Here is a 20,723-nt window from a genome sequence, read left to right on the forward strand (position 1 = left end):
CTTCCAACCCATGGCGATCCTCGCGGAGCGTTTTTATGTCATAGGACGCACTTTCCTATGACATAATGAAAACAGCCCTCCGCGTTCAGGCGAAGGGCTTTCTCTTCTGTAAAGGAGCAAGACGATAAGCCGGGTTATGTCGTTGGATGGTCATCTATCTAGGCCAGATGTCACCACCTGGCTCAAGCGACCTACCCGAAAGCAGACGGGCCGCCTTATGCTTTCTGTTCGGTCTTGCTTCGAATGGGGTTTACATATGCCCCGCCTGTTACCAGCCGGGCGGTAGTCTCTTACACTGCCCTTCCACCCTTACCGGTCAAGGACCGGCGGTATATTTCTGTTGCACTGTCCCTGGAGTCGCCTCCGCCAGACGTTATCTGGCACCCTGCCCTGTGAAGCCCGGACTTTCCTCTCCCGCAGCCTTTCGGCTCTGCGGCAGCGACCATCTGTCTTACTCGGTATTTACTATACCATTCTTCTGCCGGTGTGTCAACTTACGAATTTCCCCGTCACACATTAAAGCAGCTTCCTCCAATAAACTCCCGCACAATGGAATTTCTGGGAATGTCCTCGCTGCTGACTCCAAGGAAATAATCCAGGAATTTCAACAGACGTTTTGCCTCCACATACTCTTCACTGTCCCGTGGAACAGAAAACAGTATCGGCTCTGCATACTGCTTCAGAACAGAAAGCTCATAAACAAGAGCAGAGTTAAACATGACGTCTGCATCCTCCTGATAAGGAAAAATATTTTCCTTCTCTCCTCTGCGCACAGAAGGCCACATCCGAATCGTATCCTGCGCGGAAGCCCCCCGTGTTCTTGCATCCCGCACCATGCGGCGAATCAAGCGCCCGTCTGTTGTAGGAATCCTGTTATGCTCATCAATATTCAGCTGTGTCAAAGCGCTGATGTAAATCTTGAATTTATTTTCTCTGGGAAGGCTGTAGGACAGCTTCTCATTGAGACAATGGATGCCCTCAATCACCAGAATATCCTCCGGTCCCAGCTGCAGATAATCGCCCCGGTATTCCCTCTCACCGGAAATAAAATTGTACACAGGCAGCTGAACCCGTTTCCCTGCCAGAAGATCAGACATATTCTCGTTAAACAGCTTAATATCCAGACATTCCAGAGCCTCATAATTGTAGTTGCCATTTTCATCTCTGGGACTGTCTACACGGTTTACAAAATAATTATCTACTGCTATGGGATGGGGCGTCAGTCCCTTGGCTCTCAACTGAATGGACAGGCGATGGGAAAATGTAGTTTTTCCCGAAGAGGAGGGGCCTGCAATCATAACAAATTTTTTGTCCGGCCTGGAAGCAATCATCTCGGCAATATCTCCTATCTTCTTTTCCATCAGCGCTTCCTGCACCAGAATCAGTTCATTCATACCGCCGGAGCTAATACACTGATTTAAGGCGCCTACATTGGGAACCTGCAGCTTTCTCCCCCAGACATCTGCCTCCTTCATAACCTGGAACAGCTTATCCTTAGGTTCAAATTCCTGCACTGTTTTCGGATCAGAGGAATCCGGAAGCATCAGCATAATGCCCCCCTGATACAGCTTCAAATCAAAATACCGGATGTATCCCGTATCCGGAACCATATAGCCATAATAATAATCCTCAAAACCGCCGATGCTGTAAATATTGACCCGGGATACCCGCCGGTAATAAAACAATCGCTCCTTATCGTACATTTTATGGCGATGAAACAGCTCAATAGCCTCGTCTGTATTGACGCTGCGCTTCTTAATGGGAATCCTGGCTTCACAGTACTCCTGCATCCGCGCCTTTACCTGAGAAAGCAGTTCCTCATTCAGCTCAAAATCTCCCTCTGTATCAATGTAAAGTCCATTTCCCACAGTAAACTCCACAGACAGCTTCCGTACCCTGTCTCTTCCTGCTACATCATAAAATGCCTTTAACAGCATCAGCAGAGCGCTTCTGCGGTAGGTCAGCATACCAGGCTTATCAGCGGCTGTCAAAAATCCAATCTCTGCATCGTCGGGAACCGCCTTATGCAGCTCCTGCAGCTTTCCATTGACCGTTGCCAGAAGAATATTATTTTCATACTGTCCCTGGAATTCCTCTGCAGCTGTTTTCAGCTGTGTGCCTTCCTCATACTCTCTCGTAATTCCCCCGATTGTCACATGAACCATATTTGAGTCCTCCTGTTCGTTTTTCATGCATTTGCGCACATTCTGTCATTTTCCGTCTTGATTCCTTCTTTTAATAAATCTGAACCGGGAAATCCGGCTCTGCCGTAAGTACCTGAACGCTTCCTCCGGACTGACGACGGATATAATCTGCCACAAAAGGAATAAATATATGTTCCAGTCCATAATGGCCTGCATCAATAACAGCCATCCCTCTGGCGACTGCATCAATGCCTGCGTGATGGCCAATATCACCAGTTACCAGAACCTGGGCTCCTGCTGACAAAGCGGCCTCGATCATGCTGCCTCCTGCCCCCGGCGATACTGCAATTCTGCTGACAGGCTCTGTCACCTGCCTGCTGCCGTAGACTGCCGCAAAGGGAAGGGAAAAGGCCTGCTTTACGCGCTCTGTCAGGGCCTCTAACCCCAGCGGCTCCGAAAGAGTTCCCAGCTTTCCAATTCCAATGGGCTTTCCCTCTGCCTCTCCCGTTATTTCCAGAGGAGCCTCAGGATTCATTCCCAGACGTTCTGCTGCTAGATCTGCCATACATCCCGGAGCTGCGTCAAAATTCGTATGCATAGCAAAATAACAGATATCCGCCTGGATCAATTTTACGATCCTATTGCTGATAAAATTCTGATCATTGACTCTCTTTAACGGCTTAAAGATCAACGGGTGATGAGTTACCAGAAGATCCACCTGCTCCGAAACCGCCTGTTCCACAACCTGATCCGTAGCATCCAGGGCAACCAAAACCCTGCGAATCTCCTTTTCACTGCGCCCTGCCTGAAAACCAGGATTGTCCCATTCGCAGGCATAGGCCTCCGGCGCCAGCTTATTTAATTCTTCAATCCACTGTCTGCATTGCATTCCTTGCTTCCTCCACCTGTCTGATTTCTTCCTGAATCTGTGCTGCCCGAAGCCGCGCGCCTTCCTTCTCCTGCCTTTCCAAATGCTCCAAAATCTGGCGGTACTGAATCAGCTCCCGCTCCAAAAGCTCTGCCAGAACCGGAGATTTCGCCTCAATCAGAAGGGCTCCGTATCGGTAATCTGCTTCCTTTTCATAATGCATCTGTCCCGGCTCTGCTGTGAGGATCGTATAGTATTTGCCGTCCTCCTCAACCATCTCCTCACGGATAATCGTAAGGCCCAGCTCCTCCAGACCATGCCGGAACAAAGACAGCTCCGACTGGGGAGACAAAATCCAGTGGCGGATTTCCTTTCTCACATGGCTTCCTTCCCGGAGAATCCGAAGCATCAGTTCTCCGCCCATCCCCGCAATAATCACCGTTTTGGCCTCTCCCGGCATCAGCTTTTCCAGCCCGTCGCTTAAACGGGTTTCAATCTGTGCTTCCATACCAAACTGTATTACATGCTCCTTTGCCCTCTCCAGAGGCCCCTTTCGCACATCCATGGCAATCACCCGGTCAGCCGCCCCCTCTTCAATCAGGCGGATCGGAACAAACCCGTGATCGGTTCCTACATCTGCAGCCGCTTCTCCCCCGCATACAAGGGCGGCCTGCTTTACAATCGTCTCCAGTCGCTTTGACAATCTCATCTGCCGCTGTAGCTCCTTTAATCAAGATAATCTTTTAATTTTTTGCTCCGGCTGGGATGCCGGAGTTTTCTGAGGGCCTTTGCCTCAATCTGGCGAATTCTCTCTCTGGTGACGTGAAATACCCGTCCCACCTCCTCCAGAGTTCTGGGCCGTCCGTCATCCAGGCCAAATCGGAGACGCAGCACCTGCTGCTCCCGCTCCGTCAATGTCTCCAGGCTTTCCATCAGCTGTTCATGAAGCAGCGTAAATGTCGCCTGGTCCGCAGGAACCATTACATTATCATCCTGGATAAAATCCCCCAGATGACTGTCCTCCTCTTCTCCAATGGGCGTTTCCAAGGAAACAGGATCCTGGGAAATCTTTTTAATTTCCCGCACCCGTTCTACCGGCATGTCCAGCTTTTTTGCCAGCTCCTCCGGCGTTGGCTCCCGTCCCAGCTCCTGAACCATCTGTCGGGAAGTTCGGATCAAACGGTTGATCGTTTCTACCATATGAACCGGAATCCGAATGGTTCTGGCCTGGTCTGCAATTGCTCTGGTAATAGCCTGCCGGATCCACCAGGTTGCATAGGTGCTGAATTTGTAGCCCTTCCGGTAATCAAATTTTTCCACAGCCTTAATCAGCCCCAGGTTTCCCTCCTGAATCAAATCAAGGAACTGCATCCCTCTCCCTGCATACCGCTTGGCAATGCTGACCACCAGCCGGAGATTGGCTTCTGCCAGCTTTTTTCTAGCCTCCTCATCACCCTTCTCCATCCGCTTTGCCAGTTCAATTTCCTCCTCTGTTGACAGCAGAGGGATTTTCCCGATTTCTTTCAAATACATACGGATAGGATCAGCAAGAGAAATTCCATCCGGCACGGATAAATCCATTGGATCAGCGGTAACCTCCTCTTCCTCCTCCATCTCCTCTTCCAGAAACAGATCCGGCTCTATCTCCTCCTCATCCAGACGCAGTACATCCACATGCTGACTGTCCAGAAAATCATAGATCCGATCCAGCTTTTCCGGATCCAGAATTTCTCCTCGGAAAAAATCCAGGATCTCCCTGTTTTCCAGCACATTTTTTTTGATTTTCGCCAGCTCTGCCAGCTTCTGAAGCTTTTCCTCAAAGGTCATCTGTACCTGTTGTTCCATATCCATCCGCCTGCCCTTTCCATGCATGTTCTCAGTCAATGGTTATTTTCAGGGTTTTTAATGCCGCCTGTTCCCGGATAATCTGCTGAAGCTGTCCGATGTCTGTTGCTCTCCGGCTTGCCTCATCCAGACTGTTTTTCTTCACCTTTAAAACAGTTTCCAGAAATGCCTTTTTCTGCTCCTCATTGTTTAGAGACTCCTGAAGACTGGCATTAAAAAGCGCTGCTGCCTCTTTGTATTGTTCTTCATCGTTAATAAAATGACTCAAAATAGCCGCTGGATTTAAATTCCCCTTTTCATGGTCCTCAAACACCATCTGCGCCACCTGATGATAAAGCGGCTCCTTAAAATCCTCCGCATCCACAATGCCCTTGATTTTCTCAAACAGCTCTGGCCGTTCAATCAGCCAGGTCAGCAAAAGCCTCTGGGAACGGCGGATTCCATCATCCTTTTCCTTTTTCTTCCTGCTGTCCGTATCTCTGCCATAGCCATCTCCGGAAGTCTTAGACGTCCGGGCCGGCTGTATTCCCTCCTGCATTCCCATATGGTTCACCAGTCGCTTTAAATCCTCATAGGGGATAAACTGAGCCTGGGCTACTGCCCGGATATAGTTGTCCCGCTCCAGCGCCTCAGAAAATTCCAGAAGCTTTCTGGCTACTGCATTGTGAAACCTGGTTTTCTCCTCCGGGTCCTCCAGCTGAAAATCCCGCTTCAGTACATCAATTTCAAACAGAAAGCTGTTCTGAGCCGCCTGGATTCTTTCCCGGAACGCATCTGCCCCCATATTTTTAATAAATTCATCTGGATCCTTATATGGCTTCAGGCTGAGCACACGGGTGGAAATTCCCACTTCCTTTAAAATCGGAATGGCTCTCAGAGCCGCCCGGACACCTGCCCCGTCGCTGTCATAGGTCAGAATCACTGTATCCGTATAACGCTTCAGCAAAGCCGCCTGCTGGGAAGTAAACGCAGTACCCAGGGACGCCACTGCATTGGTAAAACCGGCCTGGTGCATGGCGATTACATCCATATATCCCTCACAGGCCAGAATGTATTTTTCTCTGCTGGTTCTGGCATAATTCAATCCATACAGATTCCTGCTTTTATCAAAAATCAGGGTCTCCGGCGAATTCAGATACTTGGGTGTGCCATCTCCCATTACCCGGCCTCCAAAGCCAATCACCCGGTTATTTACATCCATAATAGGGAACATGACCCGATTCCAGAACTTGTCATGAGTTCCTCTCTCTTCGACTGCAACCAGACCAGTATCCTTTAAAATATCGTCCCCATATCCCTTTGCCCGAAGATACTGATAGAGATCACTGCTGGTTTTATTTGCAAAACCCAGCCCAAATCTTCTGATGGTATCGTCAGACAGCTGGCGATTTCGAAAATACTCATACCCCATTTTCCCCTGGGGCTGATGAAGCTGATAATAAAAATAATTAGCCGCCAGCTTGTTGATTTCCAAAAGGATAGAACGCCTGTCCGCTTTTATCCGCTCCTCTTTGGAATACTCCACCTCGGGAAGCTTGACTCCCGCCCTGTCCGCCAGAATCTTTAAGGCCTCAGGAAACGTATAGCTTTCATATTCCATCAAAAAGGTAATCACATTGCCTCCGGCTCCGCAGCCAAAACAGTAATACATCTGCTTCTGAGGGGATACGGAAAAAGACGGAGATTTTTCGTTATGGAACGGACAGAGACCAAAATAATTGCTTCCCTTCTTCTGAAGCTTTACATATCCGGAAATCACATCAACAATGTCATTTCTGGAACGCACCTCTTCCACAATTTCTTCCGGATAATACATCTTGCTTCCTCCTCTTTCCTAGTACACCTTCCACGCCTTTGGCACAAACAGCTGCTCAAACCGGTCAATGGCATAGCTGTCGCTCATACCCGCAATATAGTCGCAGACCACTCGTTCCTTTGATTCGTTTTGCTGCACCATCATCAGCAGATACTCCTCCGGCAGTTCGATAACATGCTCCATATAATATCGGTAAAGAGATACTATCAGCTGCTGTGCCCGTCCCTCCTCCGCTTTGGGAACTTCGTTCTTATATACATGCTGAAACAGCCATGAACGAAGCCCCTGCATAGCCTCTTCCATACCGGGAGACATCAAAATCTTCGGCTGATCCATGCTCTGATAAATAATATCGTGAATCATGGTATTCAGACGTTCCCGAACACTATGTCCTAAAACCTTCGTGTATTCAGATGGAATCTCTTCCTCTGTAAAAATCCTCGCCCGAATGGCATCGTCGATATCATGATTTATGTACGCAATCTTGTCAGACAAGCGCACAACGCCGCCCTCCAGAGTAGAGGGGTGGCCGCTGGTTCTGTGATTCAAAATCCCATCCCGAACCTCCTTCGTCAGGTTCAGACCCTTTCCATCCTTTTCCAGAACCTCTACCACTCGCACGCTCTGCTGGTAGTGAGCAAACCCATAAGGACAAAGCTCATTCAAAATCTGCTCTCCGGAATGTCCAAAGGGCGTATGGCCCAGATCATGACCCAGGGCAATCGCCTCTGTCAAATCCTCATTTAAACGAAGAGAACGGGAGATCGTTCTGGCAATCTGAGCTACTTCAAGCGTGTGCGTCAGACGGGTTCGGTAGTGATCTCCCTCCGGAGCCAAAAATACCTGGGTTTTGTGCTTCAGCCGCCGAAAAGCCTTACAGTGAAGAATCCGATCCCGATCCCGCTGATATTCCGTCCGGATGTCACAGGGTTCCTCTTTGCGGTCTCTGCCCTGTGTTCGGCCGGACAGAGCAGCATAAGGGCTCAGGTATGTTTCTTCCCACGCTTCCCGAGTTTCTCTGATGTTCATCCTACCACTCCCTTTCTCCGTCTGCTCTTTCAAACAAATAAGAAATCTGCTCTGACACAGAATCTGCTTTCCTGCAGCGCAAAATATACAATGCAAATTATCCACAGTTATGTAATAGTATATCATAAATTCTGAATTTTTAACACTGTTTTTCGCGCTTTTTGAAAACTAAAGACAAATTGCCTCGAAGAAATGAAGAAAGGGAAGATCTCTCTTGATCCTCCCTCATTTGTATCTGTCTTACTTTAAAAATCCGTTTACAATCTGTGCTTCTGCCTCTTCCTCTGTCAGTCCCAAAGTCATCAGCTTGATAATCTGCTCACCGGCAATCTTTCCAATCGCCGCCTCATGAATCAGAGCTGCATCAATATTGTTTGCTTCCAGCTGGGGAACTGCAACAATTTTTGCATTTCCCATAATAATAGCATCACACTCTGTATGGCCGCTGCATTTTGCATTTCCCACAATCTGAGAATCAAACTTCTGATAGGAATCATCCTTTGCCACAGACCGGGAAACCACATCTGCACTTGCATCAGCGCCATTTAAACGAACCACATAATCACTGACTGCCTGCTGGCTTCCATGAGTCAGAAGACGTTCCCGAACCACCAATCTGGCTCCTGCTGCCAGCTCTGCAACAGTAGTACGGATCGTGGAATCCACACCTTTGATCTGAACCATCTCCATCTCCATGGAGCTGCCTTCTTCCATGTAAACCTCTGTGCCAGGGTTTAAGATCCTCTTTCCGTTTCCATCTCCCTCGCCGTAATGCTTTTCTACATATTTGACCTTGGCATTTTTCCCTACATAAAACCGATGGATACCGTCATGCTCAGAATCCTGATTGCCGCAGTTGTGAATGCCGCAGCCTGCCACAATCACAATATCGCTGTCCTCTCCAATATAAAAATCATTGTAAACCGTTTCCTTAATACCACTCTCGCTCAATACGACAGGGATATGAACGCTTTCATGCTTGGTGCCCGGCTTAATGCGGATATCAATTCCGCTTACATCTGTCTTGGAAACAATGTCAATATTTGCCGTTGTATTGCGTCCTGCCGACGCGCCGTTGGCGCGGATGTTGTAAGCCCCCTCTGGAACTGTGTGCAAGTCAGCAACCTCTTCCAGGATCCTCTTCTGAATCTGATCTATCATTTCTGCATTCCTCCCTGGTAAAATCTTTCACAGGCATCCACTGCGGAAGCCGTTCCAAGAAGCTTCGGAAGAATCTCGTCCTTCGGCCCCTGACTGGTAATAGAACCATCAGCAATCACCACAATCTCATCTGCAATATTGAGAATTCGCTCCTGATGGGAAATAATCAAAATAGAACCATCTGTTTTCTCCCGCATCCGCTCAAACACCTGAATCAGATTCTGGAAACTCCACAGATCGATTCCTGCTTCCGGCTCATCAAATACGGACATTTTTGTACCTCTTGCCAGAACCGTAGCAATCTCAATTCGCTTCAGCTCACCGCCGGAAAGGCTGCCGTTTACCTCACGATTGATATAATCCCTGGCACATAAGCCTACCTCAGACAAATACTGACAGGCATCTGCTGCAGACAGATTTTTCTTTGCTGCCAGACGAATCAAATCCAGCACCTGAATCCCTTTAAACCGGACAGGCTGCTGAAATGCAAAGCTGATTCCCATGTTAGCCCGCTCGGTAATGGACATCTCCGTAATATCTGTTCCGTTAAAATAAATCTTCCCCGCAGTCGGCTTCTCAATACCTGCAATCAGCTTGGCCAGGGTAGACTTTCCGCCTCCGTTGGGGCCTGTAATAACAACAAACTTCCGATCATCGATCGTCAGATTCATGTTTCTGATAATTTCTTTCTGGCCCTTCTCCGCCTGTACCTCAAAAGAAACATTCTCTAATGTCAGCATGACGTCCTCCAATATCTTATTTCTGCAGTCTGGTTTCTCTGGCCGCAGTTTTCTTTATTTTCTCGTAACTATTCAGAACAGCGGGAGAACTGGAAGAAAAATCCGTATCAAGCTTGTTTGTAAGCGGGTCTTTCTTCCAGTTCTCACATCGGAGGAATCTCCGATGCTTCTTGTTCGGCTTTACCGGACAAGAAGATGCCCCGTCCTGAACAGTTACATTTCCTCAATTTCCAAAACCCTTCCAGATCTTGGCCCGCAGTTGCTATTATATACTATTTTGCTATATTTTAACAAGCCTTTTTGAGAATGAATTGTGGAAAATACAAGAAATCTGCCATTATTTTTCCCATTTATCCTCGAGCCAGCTGTAAAATTCCCTCTCAATCACAGCTTTCAGCTTCTCTTTTTCTTCTTCAGGTAAAAAAGCTGCCTCCGCTGCTGAAAGAGCCAGTCCCTTCAGGATTCCCCGGTCAAGCCCCTGCTGGATTCCAAGCAGGCGATACTCCTGTTTTAAAGTCGTTCCTGACACAGTCATATTATCTGTATTCACCGTCACCCGGACTCCCTTCTCCATAAAACGGCGAAGCGGGTAGGTCTCCGGAGAATTAGCTGCTTTCGTCTGAAGATTGCTGGTATAGCACAGCTCCAGAGGAATTTTCCTGTCACGAAGCAATGCTGTCGTCCGCTCACATTCCAGCGCTCTCAGCCCATGGCCGATCCGTCTTGCGCCAAACTCCACAGCCCATTTCACACTCTCTGCTCCCGCTGCCTCTCCTGCATGAATCACAAAGGGAATGTTTGCCTCTGATGCCATAGCAAAAAGAGCTTTATATCCAGAAGTAGGATAAGCCCCTTCATTTCCAGCCAGATCCAGACCACAGATCCCTTTTCCCAGATACTCTGCAGCAGCCTGAACTGTATCCCGGTTTTCCCGGTCATTATCCTCCCCCCGCATACAGCACAAAATCAGCTGAGCCGGCATCTGTGTTTTTCTGCTGCCTCTCTGAAGTCCCTCAGCCGCAGATTCCACGATCTGTCTCTGGGTCAGCCCTCTTTGCATATGCAGCTGGGGGGCAAAACGAATTTCTCCGTAGCACAGACCCTCCTCGGCAAGAGTCTCCGTCAACATGGCAACAGCCTCCGAAATCGTCTCCTCCGTCTGCAGAACAGACAAGGGAAGTTCAAATTTTTCCAGGTATTCTGCCAGACTGGTACAGCCTGGAGAAACTGTCAGCAGCTTCTCTAGGCCCGGCAAATCCCGCACCGGAAGCTCCGTTTTCGACATTTTCGCCAAGATTCTTACCTGCTCCGCATTCAGCGAGCCATCCAGATGCAAATGCAAATCGATCATAGCCCTCCTCCTTTTCCATAGCCGGATCATATTCTCCAAATTTTCCAGAAACGAAAGAAGAGCCCAGCAAACGCTGAGCTCCTGTGATGCAGAAGATGGGAGTCGAACCCACAAGGTATTGCTACCACACGGACCTGAACCGTGCGCGTCTGCCAATTCCGCCACTTCTGCGAACCGTTTGCCCGATAAGTTTTTCTCACCGAACCAACAACCATATTATATCGAATCATTCAGGATTTGTCAACAGTTTATTCAAATTTTTTAAAAATATATTTTAATCAAAAAATATAAACAAAATCATCATTTAGATACAGAACCGGCAGAACCACTTCTGCTAAAACAAGAAAGAAGAACGCTCGCGAGCTTCTCCGCCTGCGGCAGGTCGCTTCTGCGACAAAATATTCTCTTCCACCCCACGGCGATCCCCGCGGAGCATTTTGATGTCATAGGACGCACTTTCCTATTACATCAAAAATAAGAGCCCAGTAAATACTGAGCTCCTTTCATGCAGAAGATGGGAGTCGAACCCACAAGGTATTGCTACCACACGGACCTGAACCGTGCGCGTCTGCCAATTCCGCCACTTCTGCGAACCATTGTCCTGTGAGTTTTTCAACTCAACCGGTCAACAATGGCTATTATAGCGGAACTGTCTTCTTTTGTCAATCCCTTTTTTATTTTTTTCTGATTTTCTCATCTTCCTGATGCCACACGCCTTTTCGATAAAACATTCCCGATATGGCAGTAGCTGCACACCAGCCTACCGGCCATGCGCACCAGATTCCCGCAGAACCCAACGCTGTCCTGGAAAGAACTGCAGCCAGCACAACTCTCAGCAGAAGATCTGTAAATGTTGCTACCATAAAGGCTTTCATCATAGAAGCCCCTCTCAGAATTCCATCCAGCACCAGTTTAACGGAAATTACAAAATAGAACGGAGATAGAATCCGAAGATATGTAACACCGGTGTGGACAGCTTCTGCTGTAGGCTCATTCATAAAGAAACGGATTGCATATTCTCCTGCAAAAAAATACAGAAGAAACAGAGGAAGAGACAAAATCCACACAATCTTTACCCCTGCCCGCATTCCTTCCTTTACCCGCGTATACTTTCCGGCTCCCATATTCTGAGCCGTATAATTGGAAATACCATTGGCCAGGGTTGTAAACGCCGTAATCACCAGATTGTTCAGCTTTACAGCTGCCGCGTAGCCAGCAATAACCGCTGTTCCAAATCCGTTGATCACACCCTGAATCACAATATTTCCCACAGAGATAAAGCTCTGCTGGCAAATACTGGGAACTGCAATAATCAGAAATTTCTTCAGCAGGCTTCGATCAAACAGCGGCGCCTTGATACCGTTTCCAATTTTTGACAGACGCCGAAATACCACTGTCATTGCCAGGATACAGCTGACCCCCTGACAAAGAAAGGTTGCCCAGGCCACTCCTGCCACTCCGGAAATCCCCATATGAAGGAACCAGAGGACAAATACAATATCCATGAAAATGTTGGATACTGAGGAAGCTGCCAGAAACAAAAACGGCGTTCTGGAATCTCCCAGCCCTGAAAATATACCGGTTGCAATATTATAGAAAAAGACAAACGGCAGTCCATATACATAAATATCCAGGTATATCGTAGAATCTGCAAAAATGTCTTCTGGTGTTTTGATTAAATGCAGCAGCATCTCACCGCCAAAAATCGTAAACGCCATCAGTCCCAGACACAGAATCCCGCTAAAGATACAGGCGGTAGAAACGGCGCTCTTTAGTTCACCATATCTTTTTGCTCCGAAAAGCTGGGAAACCAAGACTGAGCATCCCATATTGCATCCAAAAGAAAAGGCAATCAAAATCAGCGTAATTTCATAGCTGTTTCCCACAGCAGCCAATGCATTTTCTCCCACCAGCTTTCCAGCCACCAGACTGTCAGCGATATTGTAAAGCTGCTGAAAAACAATACTGCCAAACAGCGGAAGACAGAATCTCCACAATACCTGATCCGCTTTTCCCACAGTCAGATCTTTATTCATACAACAAAACTCCTTCCATTTTCTTATCTTCGTTGACGAAGCAATGGTTTTATCTTATAATACAAACCATTATATTTCAAATGTTAATTTGATATTGTATTCATATCAATTTGATATAATAGTTCCTGTCTTCATTATATTGTCAAAGTTTATCTTTTTTCAGGGAGGATTTATGCAGATCAGCTACGATTATTACAGAACCTTTTATTATGTGGCAAAGCTTCAGAGCTTTACCAAAGCTGCCCTTGCCCTGGGCGGCAACCAGCCTAACATTACACGAACCATCAAAAATCTGGAGCATACTCTGGGATGCACGCTTTTTTCCCGCTCCAATCGGAGAGCAGAGCTGACGCCAGAGGGAGAAAAGCTCTTTGCCCACGTGTCTGTGGCCTTTGAACACCTGGAAGCGGCAGAAAAAGAAATCGCCCTGGATCGTTCTCTTCAAAGCGGCATTGTCACGGTCAGCGCCAGTGAATCTGCTCTTCACTGCTTTCTTCTTCCTATTTTGCGGAACTACCGGCAGCAATATCCCGGCGTTCATATTCAGGTGGTAACAGATTCCACTCCCGACGCAATTTGCGCTCTGAAAAACGGGCTGGCAGATCTTTCTCTTGTCAGCACGCCCATGCCCAGTATTTCAGGCCTGAAGGAAACAATTATCAAAACCTTCCGTGATGCAGCCATCTGCGGAGATGCCTTCGCCTTTCTGTGCGGCAGAACACTTTCTTTGCAGGATTTGGCTCACTATCCGGTGATCTCTCTGGAAAAAACCACCATGTCCTATCGTCTGTACAGCGAGCTGTTTGCCGACGCTGGAGTTCCCTTCTCTCCCAGCGTTGAAGTTGCTGCCGCCGACCAGATTGTTCCCATGGCAGCATACGATCTTGGCATTGGCTTTGTCCCTGAGCCTTTCCTGAAAGGAGCAGAACACATTCATCTTCTTACCCTGGAAAAACCTCTTCCGGAAAGAAAAATATGTATGCTGAAACGGAAAGGCCATCCGCTGAGCATTGCTGCCAGGGAACTGGAACACCTCATTATAAAATACCGGGAGCTTCCATAAACAGGAAAATATGCGCGGCGGCACATTCTCATGCCGAAGCACGGCTGCGTCAGCAGCCTTTTTCCTCTGGCGCGCATCCTAGCGAGCGAGCTTCTCCGCCTGCGGCGGGTCGTCTCATCAGCCCAACTCTCTTCCAACCCATGGTGATCCTCGCGGAGCGTTTTTATGTCATAGGACGTAATTTCCTATGAAACAAAAAAAGAGTCCGGCATTTACCGAACTCTCTGTGATGCAGAAGATGGGAGTTGAACCCACAAGGTATTGCTACCACACGGACCTGAACCGTGCGCGTCTGCCAATTCCGCCACTTCTGCATAGCTCCCCGAGTAGGACTTGAACCTACGACAGCGCGGTTAACAGCCGCGTGCTCTACCGACTGAGCTATCGAGGAATATGTATGCGGGAGATGGGACTTGAACCCACACGACATAACTGCCACTAGATCCTTAGTCTAGCCTGTCTGCCAATTCCAGCACTCCCGCCAACTTCTTAAGTATAGCATATCTTTCCAAATAATGCAAGAGGTTTTTTCGATTTTTCCTGTTTTTTTTAAACAATTTGCATTGTTCCCAGAAAAGGCAAAAATCCTCCTGTTTTCTAAATAAATACGTCTTTTTCCCCGTATTGACAGCAAGCTGTCCGACGGAGAAAAGACGTAAAATCAACCAAAACCTGAATTAAGCCAGTTTGGACTTAGCCAGCTCAGCCAGCTTTGCAAAGCCTTCAGCATCGTTGATAGCCATGTCGGACAGGACCTTACGGTTCATCTCAACACCAGCCAGCTTCAGACCGTACATAAACTTAGAGTAGGACAGACCATTGATTCTTGCTGCTGCGTTAATACGAGCGATCCACAGCTGACGGAACTGTCTCTTTCTCTCTTTACGTCCAGCATAGGAGCTGGTCAGAGCTCTCATTACGGACTGCTTTGCGATTCTGTACTGTTTGGAACGTGCGCCTCTGTAGCCTTTTGCCATCTTCAGCACTCTGTTATGTTTCTTCTTTGCGTTCATGCCGCCTTTAATTCTTGCCATCGGTTTTTCCTCCTTCTTAAACGAATCAGTCTATTACAGATACGGTAAAATCTTCTTCATTACTTTTGCATTGGTGCTGTCAGTAACGATATCTTTTCTAAGATTTCTCTTTCTCTTGGTAGACTTCTTAGTTAAGATGTGAGACTTGTATGCTTTATTTCTTACCAGTTTACCAGTACCGGTCTTTTTGAAACGTTTTGCAGCTGCTCTGCTTGTTTTTAATTTAGGCATTATTGTTTCCTCCTTAATCGTTCGCTTTTACTTTTTAGCAGTTAAAAACATGACCATGCTTCTTCCTTCTACTTTGGAAGGCTTGTCGATGACTGCGATATCCTTTAAATTCTCTGCAAAATCATCCAGAATGTACTTGGACTTGGACATATGTGCCATTTCACGTCCTCTGAAACGCAGGGTAACCTTTACTTTGTCTCCCTTTTCCAGGAACTTCCGTGCCGCTCCCATCTTGGTGTTTAAATCATTGGTGTCGATGTTCGGGGATAACCGCACTTCCTTCACTTCGATTACCTTCTGCTTCTTCTTGGCTTCCTTTTCTTTTCTAGCCAGTTCATAACGGTATTTACCGTAGTCGATAATCTTGCATACCGGCGGTTTCGCTGTTGGTGCAATCTTTACCAGATCCAGCTCAGCCTCCTGAGCCATGCGGTAAGCCTCCTTTGCGGACATGATGCCCAGCTGCTCTCCGTCCTCTCCAATCAGTCGAACTTCCTTGTCTCTGATCTGTTCGTTAATCATTAACTCGCTAATTGTCGTACACCTCCATCATAAAATTCTGCATGCTTGTTTCCCTGCATAAAAAAAGTAGATAGAATACAACTCTATCCACCCTCTAAGTAATCACGCAGGCGTCGCCGCCGCTATCCGTGTTTCTTAATATGAACCAGGGTCACTGCATCGTGCCGAGGTGAGGTGGATACCTACTTTCTTGTGCGTTGTTCTCACAACTTTTATTACTATACTATGGTTCTTTATAAATGTCAAGAGTTTTTCAAAAAAAGAATGCCCTCCGGACTCGCGCAAAAAGCCCGCCTGCATCAGCGTTCATTTTCTTAAACGCACAGTAAGACCATGCAGGATATTTTTACCATAAAAAAACCTTCCCAGAACAAAAAAGAAGCTCGCTCGCGAGCTTCTCCGCCTGCGGCGGGTCGCTTCTGCGACAAAATTCTCTTCCGACGCATGGCGATCCTCGCGGAGCGTTTTTATGTCATAGGACGCACTTTCCTATGACATAAAAGATCCGGCACGAATTCCTGTCAAAGCTCCCATGCCGGATTCATTGCGCCAAAACAATTAGATAAGTCAGGATTCAAAGCCTCTGGTCCAGTCAATTTTCTTCATATAATAAAGAAACGCCCCTGAGCTGATGGTCCAGGTCAAAGGATAAGCCCAGGAAATCATCTGAAATTCATTTACTACCTTCAAGGCTGCTGTTACATAAACAATACGGATCCCACACCAGCTTGCAAGCATGACAGCCATCGGAATCATTGCTTTTCCACACCCCCGCATCACACCTGCCGCGCAGTGCGAGAAGGCCAGAAGAAAGAAAAACAGAGCTACTGTATGCCCATGAATCATGCCAAATCGAATTGCCTCCGGCGTATCTACAAAAAGCTGAAGGGCCTGCCCACAGCCGGCATAAAGAACCAGCCCTACCAGTTCCGCCATAACCATACCAGACATTATTCCAAAAAAAGCGCCTTTTTTCGCCCGTCTATATTCTCCTGCTCCCAGGTTCTGACTGATAAAAGTAGGAAGAGCCATAGACATACTCATAATCGGCAGAAATACAAGTCCCTCAATTTTGCTGTAAGCCCCATGTCCCGATATGGCATATGCTCCAAAACTGTTAATATTGGCCTGTACTACCAGATTCCCAATACTGATTACTGAGTTTTGAAGTCCGGAGGGAAGCCCCTGATGAATCACCTGACTAAGCACATCACGATAGATCTTCAGCTTTCTGAAATCCAGTCCGGTATAATCCTTAATTTTACACATACGGACAATGCAAAGCACCGCGCTCAGCCCCTGAGAAAGCACTGTTGCCACTGCTGCTCCGCCAACGCCCCAATGAAAGCCTGCCACAAAAAGCAAATCCAGAGCTACATTCATACAGGAAGACACAATTAAATAATACAGAGGATGAAGACTGTCTCCCAGCGCCCGCATAATTGCCATGCAGATATTATACATAATTATAGTAGAAACACCGCCAAAATAAATTCGGAAATAAACAAGCGCATGAGGCATAACACTTTCTGGCGTATGCATCCATACCAGCAGACGTGGCACCAGAAGCACGCCTACAATTGTCGAAAGAACAGAAGCCCCTATTCCGAACAGGAAATTTGTATGAATAGCCCGCTCTGTTTCTTTCTCATTTTTCGCCCCGAAATAACGGGAAATCACGACTCCTCCGCCAATCGCTATGCCATTAAAAAAACCAATAATTAAAAAACTAATGTGAGACGCCATGCTGACTGCCGCAAAAGCTTCATTCTCTGCAAAATTTCCCACGACCCACGCATCTGCCATATTGTAAAGCTGCTGCAGCAGCTGCCCCAGAAACAGGGGAACTGCAAAGCCCAAAAGTCCTCGCACAATAGAACCTTCTGTTAAATTGGCCGGATTTTTCTTCTGTATCATCGTTCTGTGTCCATTCCTTCCGTAAAATCTCTCTGTGCTCTGCACTCTTCTTTTTCTATTTTATCACAGAGAAACTAATTGTCAAACAGATGCCGCATTTCCATCTTGCCCATCTCCTCCACAGCAAAGAAAGAAGAGCGCATGTGTGTTTCTCTGTCCGAGGAAGGCCATTTCTGCTGCAAAATTTTCTTTTACCATCTGGATCTCTTCGTGGTTTTTTTCACAACTATATATTTTACCGTAACAGAAAGATACAGCAGCGCCGGGGGACCCATGCTCTGCTGTATCTTTTTGCTTTATTTCATCTGAAAGGTTGCACACTGTGTATGCTCAGATCTGCTTGCTCCGTCACCACTAATGTCAATATTCTTTGCCATACAGTGATGATTTTCATTGTAAATACATTTCACTGCCTCACAGTCAACCTCCAGACGGTTTTCCGGAGTTTTGAATACATTCTGGAATGCTCCGTCTCTGTTTTCATCGAAGCTTCCGCAGCAGGTTTCACTGCACTGGCAGGCATCCTGCCCATCCACTATAATGGTCTGCTTGCAGCAGCGGCTGTCACAGTTGTGAAGACAGTTGGTTACGGTACATGCTAATTTGGTCATAATAAATGCATACCTCCTTGATTAATCATCGATAGCTTTGTCTATCAGGGATAGTATGCATTTATCTTTTCATTCTATTCTATTTTATTTCTGGAAATCTGATTATTTCTGCTCCTGCTTTACTTCTACAGCACGAGCCTCTCTGGAAGCAATTTCTTTTTTCAAACCTTCAATAAATGCATCCAGAGATCTCTGGCCTTCATCGCCTTTGAAGCGGCTGCGGACTGCCACTACGCCCTCTTCCTCTTCTTTCTGTCCTACAACCAGCATATACGGAATCTTGTTCTTCTGGGCCTCGCGAATCTTGTAGCCAATTTTTTCAGAGCGAACATCCAGCTCTGCACGGATTCCTGCCTCATCCAGGGCAGCCTTTACCTTGCCTGCGTAGTCCAGGTATTTATCAGAAATCGGCAGAACCTTAACCTGTACCGGAGCCAGCCAGGTGGGGAATGCACCTGCAAAGTGCTCAATCAGAATACCGATAAACCGCTCAATGGAACCAAATGCCACACGGTGAATCATAATCGGTCTGTGTTTTTCGCCATCTGCACCAATGTACTCCAGCTCAAACCGCTGAGGCAGCTGGAAATCTAACTGAATGGTACCGCACTGCCAGGTTCTTCCGATCGCATCAACAAGATGGAAGTCAATCTTTGGGCCATAGAATGCACCGTCGCCTTCATTGACTACATAATCCAGGCCCATCTCGTCCAGGGCACTGCGCAGACCATCGGTAGCCATCTCCCAGTCTTCATCACTTCCCATGCTATCTTCCGGTCTGGTAGACAGTTCTACATGATACTGGAAGCCAAACAGGCTGTATACGCTGTCAATCAGCTGTGCAACACCCTTAATTTCCTCCTTAATCTGTTCCGGAGTCATAAAAATGTGGGCATCATCCTGTGTAAAGCAGCGCACACGCATCAGACCGTGAAGCTGGCCAGATTTTTCATGACGATGAACCAGACCCAGCTCGCCCAGACGAAGAGGCAGATCGCGATAGGAACGAGGCTCGGAGGCATATACCAGAACACCGCCCGGGCAGTTCATGGGTTTTACCGCATAATCCTGCTCATCAATAACCGTGGTATACATGTTGTCCTTATAGTGATCCCAGTGACCAGAGGTCTCCCACAGGCTTCTGTTTAAAATAACCGGAGTGGAAATCTCTACATAACCGGCTTTTTTATGAATTTCTCTCCAGTAATCCAAAAGAGTATTCTTCAGCACCATTCCCTTTGGCAGGAAGAAGGGGAATCCCGGACCAGCTTCGTGCATCATAAACAGTCCCAGCTCTTTGCCCAGCTTCCGGTGATCACGCTTCTTTGCTTCTTCCATCATAGTAATGTAAGCTTCCAGCTCTTCTTTCTTTGCAAATGCAGTCGCATAAATACGAGTCAGCATTTTGTTGTGCTCATCGCCTCTCCAGTAAGCGCCTGCAATGCTCATCAGCTTGTATGCCTTGCCAATATCCTTGGTGCTCATCAGGTGCGGGCCTGCACACAGATCTGTAAACTCACCCTGCTTATAGAAGCTGATTTCCTCGCCTTCCGGAAGATCCTCAATCAGCTCCACCTTGTACGGCTCCTCTTTTTCCTTCATGAAAGCAATGGCTTCCTCTCTGGGCAGAGTAAAGCGCTCAATCGGAAGAGCTTCCTTTACAATCTTCTTCATCTCCGCTTCGATCTTTTCCAGATCCTCTGCTGTAATCGGATTCTCAAAATCCATATCATAATAAAATCCATCTGCAATAGAGGGACCGATTGCCAGCTTGGCGCTGGGATACAGGCGCTTAATTGCCTGTGCCATTACGTGGCTGGCAGAATGACGCAGAGCAGCCAGACCCTTCTCGTCCTTTGCAGTCAGAATATTAAGAGAACAATCCTCTTCCAGAACGGTACGCAGATCTACTGCCTCTCCATCTACTTCACCGGCACATGCCACCCGTGCCAGACCTTCGCTTAAATCCTTTGCCACATCCAGCACTGACATTGGCTGTGCATACTCTTTTACACTTCCGTCTTTTAATGTAATCCTCATGGCTTTGCTCCTTTTTTCCTTTGATGTGATGAATTTTCCATAACAGATTCCTACTCCAAAGTGAGTCTGCATCAACAGCCTTTTTCCTCTGGCGCGCAGTGCACATCCAACACGAAGCATCTTTGTCATAGGACACTCTTTCCTATGAAATGAAAAAGAAGCTCGCTCGCGAGCTTCTCCGCCTGCGGCGGGTCGCTTCTGCGACAAAATTCTCTTCCGACGCATGGCGATCCTCGCGGAGCGTTTTTATTTCATAGGATGCAATTTCCTATGAAATAAAAAAATCCCCTGCCAGACGTTTTTTGACATCTGGCA

17 protein-coding genes, 5 tRNA genes and 1 other RNA gene are annotated in these 20,723 nt (G+C 47.3%); 1 reads left to right on the forward strand and 22 read right to left on the reverse strand.

Features of this window, described 5'->3' with window-relative positions; all coding sequences use genetic code 11:
- Positions 1–109: 109 nt before the first annotated feature.
- The 13 genes from rnpB to ACESON_RS03800 form a co-directional block, all read right to left on the reverse strand.
- Positions 110–458, reverse strand: an RNA gene (gene rnpB / locus ACESON_RS03740) — RNase P RNA component class A.
- A gap of 51 nt (positions 459–509) precedes the next feature.
- Entirely contained in the window at positions 510–2,165 is a 1,656-nt protein-coding gene (locus ACESON_RS03745; RefSeq protein WP_177959488.1) for a nucleoside kinase, read from the reverse strand.
- Between the two features lie 70 nt (positions 2,166–2,235).
- Positions 2,236–3,033: a Nif3-like dinuclear metal center hexameric protein gene (locus ACESON_RS03750; RefSeq protein WP_177959489.1), complete on the reverse strand. Its 798-nt coding sequence runs from the start codon at positions 3,031–3,033 to the stop codon at positions 2,236–2,238.
- Positions 3,011–3,721, reverse strand: a complete 711-nt coding sequence (locus tag ACESON_RS03755; protein WP_177959490.1) for a tRNA (adenine(22)-N(1))-methyltransferase TrmK — start codon at positions 3,719–3,721, stop codon at positions 3,011–3,013. Before ACESON_RS03755 ends, ACESON_RS03750 begins: the two co-directional genes overlap by 23 nt.
- Positions 3,722–3,738: 17 nt before the next feature.
- A complete protein-coding gene (gene rpoD, locus ACESON_RS03760; RefSeq protein WP_177959491.1) occupies positions 3,739–4,857 on the reverse strand; it encodes an RNA polymerase sigma factor RpoD in 1,119 nt (372 codons plus the stop codon).
- Positions 4,858–4,888: 31 nt separating this feature from the next.
- Positions 4,889–6,673, reverse strand: coding sequence for a DNA primase (dnaG, locus tag ACESON_RS03765; protein ID WP_373108575.1), 1,785 nt, complete (start codon positions 6,671–6,673; stop codon positions 4,889–4,891).
- Between the two features lie 18 nt (positions 6,674–6,691).
- On the reverse strand, positions 6,692–7,702 hold the full coding sequence (locus tag ACESON_RS03770; protein ID WP_373108576.1) for a deoxyguanosinetriphosphate triphosphohydrolase: 1,011 nt from the start codon (positions 7,700–7,702) through the stop codon (positions 6,692–6,694).
- Positions 7,703–7,942: 240 nt separating this feature from the next.
- Positions 7,943–8,863: a SufD family Fe-S cluster assembly protein gene (locus tag ACESON_RS03775; RefSeq protein ID WP_373108577.1), complete on the reverse strand. Its 921-nt coding sequence runs from the start codon at positions 8,861–8,863 to the stop codon at positions 7,943–7,945.
- Complete coding sequence (locus tag ACESON_RS03780; protein WP_177958247.1) at positions 8,860–9,603, reverse strand: ATP-binding cassette domain-containing protein; 744 nt, start codon at positions 9,601–9,603, stop codon at positions 8,860–8,862. Before ACESON_RS03780 ends, ACESON_RS03775 begins: the two co-directional genes overlap by 4 nt.
- A 337-nt stretch (positions 9,604–9,940) precedes the next feature.
- On the reverse strand, positions 9,941–10,954 hold the full coding sequence (add, locus tag ACESON_RS03785) for an adenosine deaminase (RefSeq protein WP_373108578.1): 1,014 nt from the start codon (positions 10,952–10,954) through the stop codon (positions 9,941–9,943).
- 87 nt (positions 10,955–11,041) lie between these two features.
- Positions 11,042–11,125: transfer RNA gene (locus ACESON_RS03790), tRNA-Leu, on the reverse strand.
- Positions 11,126–11,460: 335 nt separating this feature from the next.
- A tRNA-Leu gene (locus tag ACESON_RS03795) sits at positions 11,461–11,544 on the reverse strand.
- Between the two features lie 84 nt (positions 11,545–11,628).
- Entirely contained in the window at positions 11,629–12,990 is a 1,362-nt protein-coding gene (locus tag ACESON_RS03800) for an MATE family efflux transporter (protein WP_177960135.1), read from the reverse strand.
- A 172-nt stretch (positions 12,991–13,162) separates the two neighbouring features.
- Here ACESON_RS03800 and ACESON_RS03805 point away from each other — a divergent pair, with 172 nt between their 5' ends.
- On the forward strand, positions 13,163–14,053 hold the full coding sequence (locus ACESON_RS03805) for a LysR family transcriptional regulator (protein ID WP_373108579.1): 891 nt from the start codon (positions 13,163–13,165) through the stop codon (positions 14,051–14,053).
- 230 nt (positions 14,054–14,283) lie between these two features.
- On the opposite strand, the gene ACESON_RS03810 is transcribed toward ACESON_RS03805, so the two are convergent.
- From ACESON_RS03810 to thrS, 9 genes are all read right to left on the reverse strand, one after another.
- A tRNA-Leu gene (locus ACESON_RS03810) sits at positions 14,284–14,367 on the reverse strand.
- 4 nt (positions 14,368–14,371) lie between these two features.
- Positions 14,372–14,444, reverse strand: a tRNA-Asn gene (locus ACESON_RS03815).
- Positions 14,445–14,451: 7 nt separating this feature from the next.
- Positions 14,452–14,535: transfer RNA gene (locus ACESON_RS03820), tRNA-Leu, on the reverse strand.
- A gap of 195 nt (positions 14,536–14,730) precedes the next feature.
- Positions 14,731–15,087, reverse strand: a complete 357-nt coding sequence (rplT, locus tag ACESON_RS03825; protein WP_177993927.1) for a 50S ribosomal protein L20 — start codon at positions 15,085–15,087, stop codon at positions 14,731–14,733.
- 33 nt (positions 15,088–15,120) lie between these two features.
- Positions 15,121–15,318 carry a 50S ribosomal protein L35 gene (gene rpmI, locus ACESON_RS03830; RefSeq protein ID WP_118543375.1) on the reverse strand — a complete coding sequence of 66 codons (198 nt, stop codon included), beginning with the start codon at positions 15,316–15,318 and terminating at the stop codon, positions 15,121–15,123.
- A 27-nt stretch (positions 15,319–15,345) separates the two neighbouring features.
- On the reverse strand, positions 15,346–15,840 hold the full coding sequence (infC, locus tag ACESON_RS03835; protein WP_373108580.1) for a translation initiation factor IF-3: 495 nt from the start codon (positions 15,838–15,840) through the stop codon (positions 15,346–15,348).
- Between the two features lie 567 nt (positions 15,841–16,407).
- Entirely contained in the window at positions 16,408–17,757 is a 1,350-nt protein-coding gene (locus tag ACESON_RS03840; RefSeq protein ID WP_373108581.1) for an MATE family efflux transporter, read from the reverse strand.
- Between the two features lie 296 nt (positions 17,758–18,053).
- Positions 18,054–18,368, reverse strand: a complete 315-nt coding sequence (locus ACESON_RS03845) for a DUF1540 domain-containing protein (protein ID WP_373108582.1) — start codon at positions 18,366–18,368, stop codon at positions 18,054–18,056.
- 102 nt (positions 18,369–18,470) lie between these two features.
- Entirely contained in the window at positions 18,471–20,408 is a 1,938-nt protein-coding gene (thrS, locus tag ACESON_RS03850) for a threonine--tRNA ligase (RefSeq protein ID WP_373108620.1), read from the reverse strand.
- Positions 20,409–20,723 lie beyond the last annotated feature (315 nt).

Source organism: Lachnoclostridium sp. Marseille-P6806, from assembly GCF_964238185.1.
Taxonomy (GTDB): domain Bacteria; phylum Bacillota; class Clostridia; order Lachnospirales; family Lachnospiraceae; genus Brotaphodocola.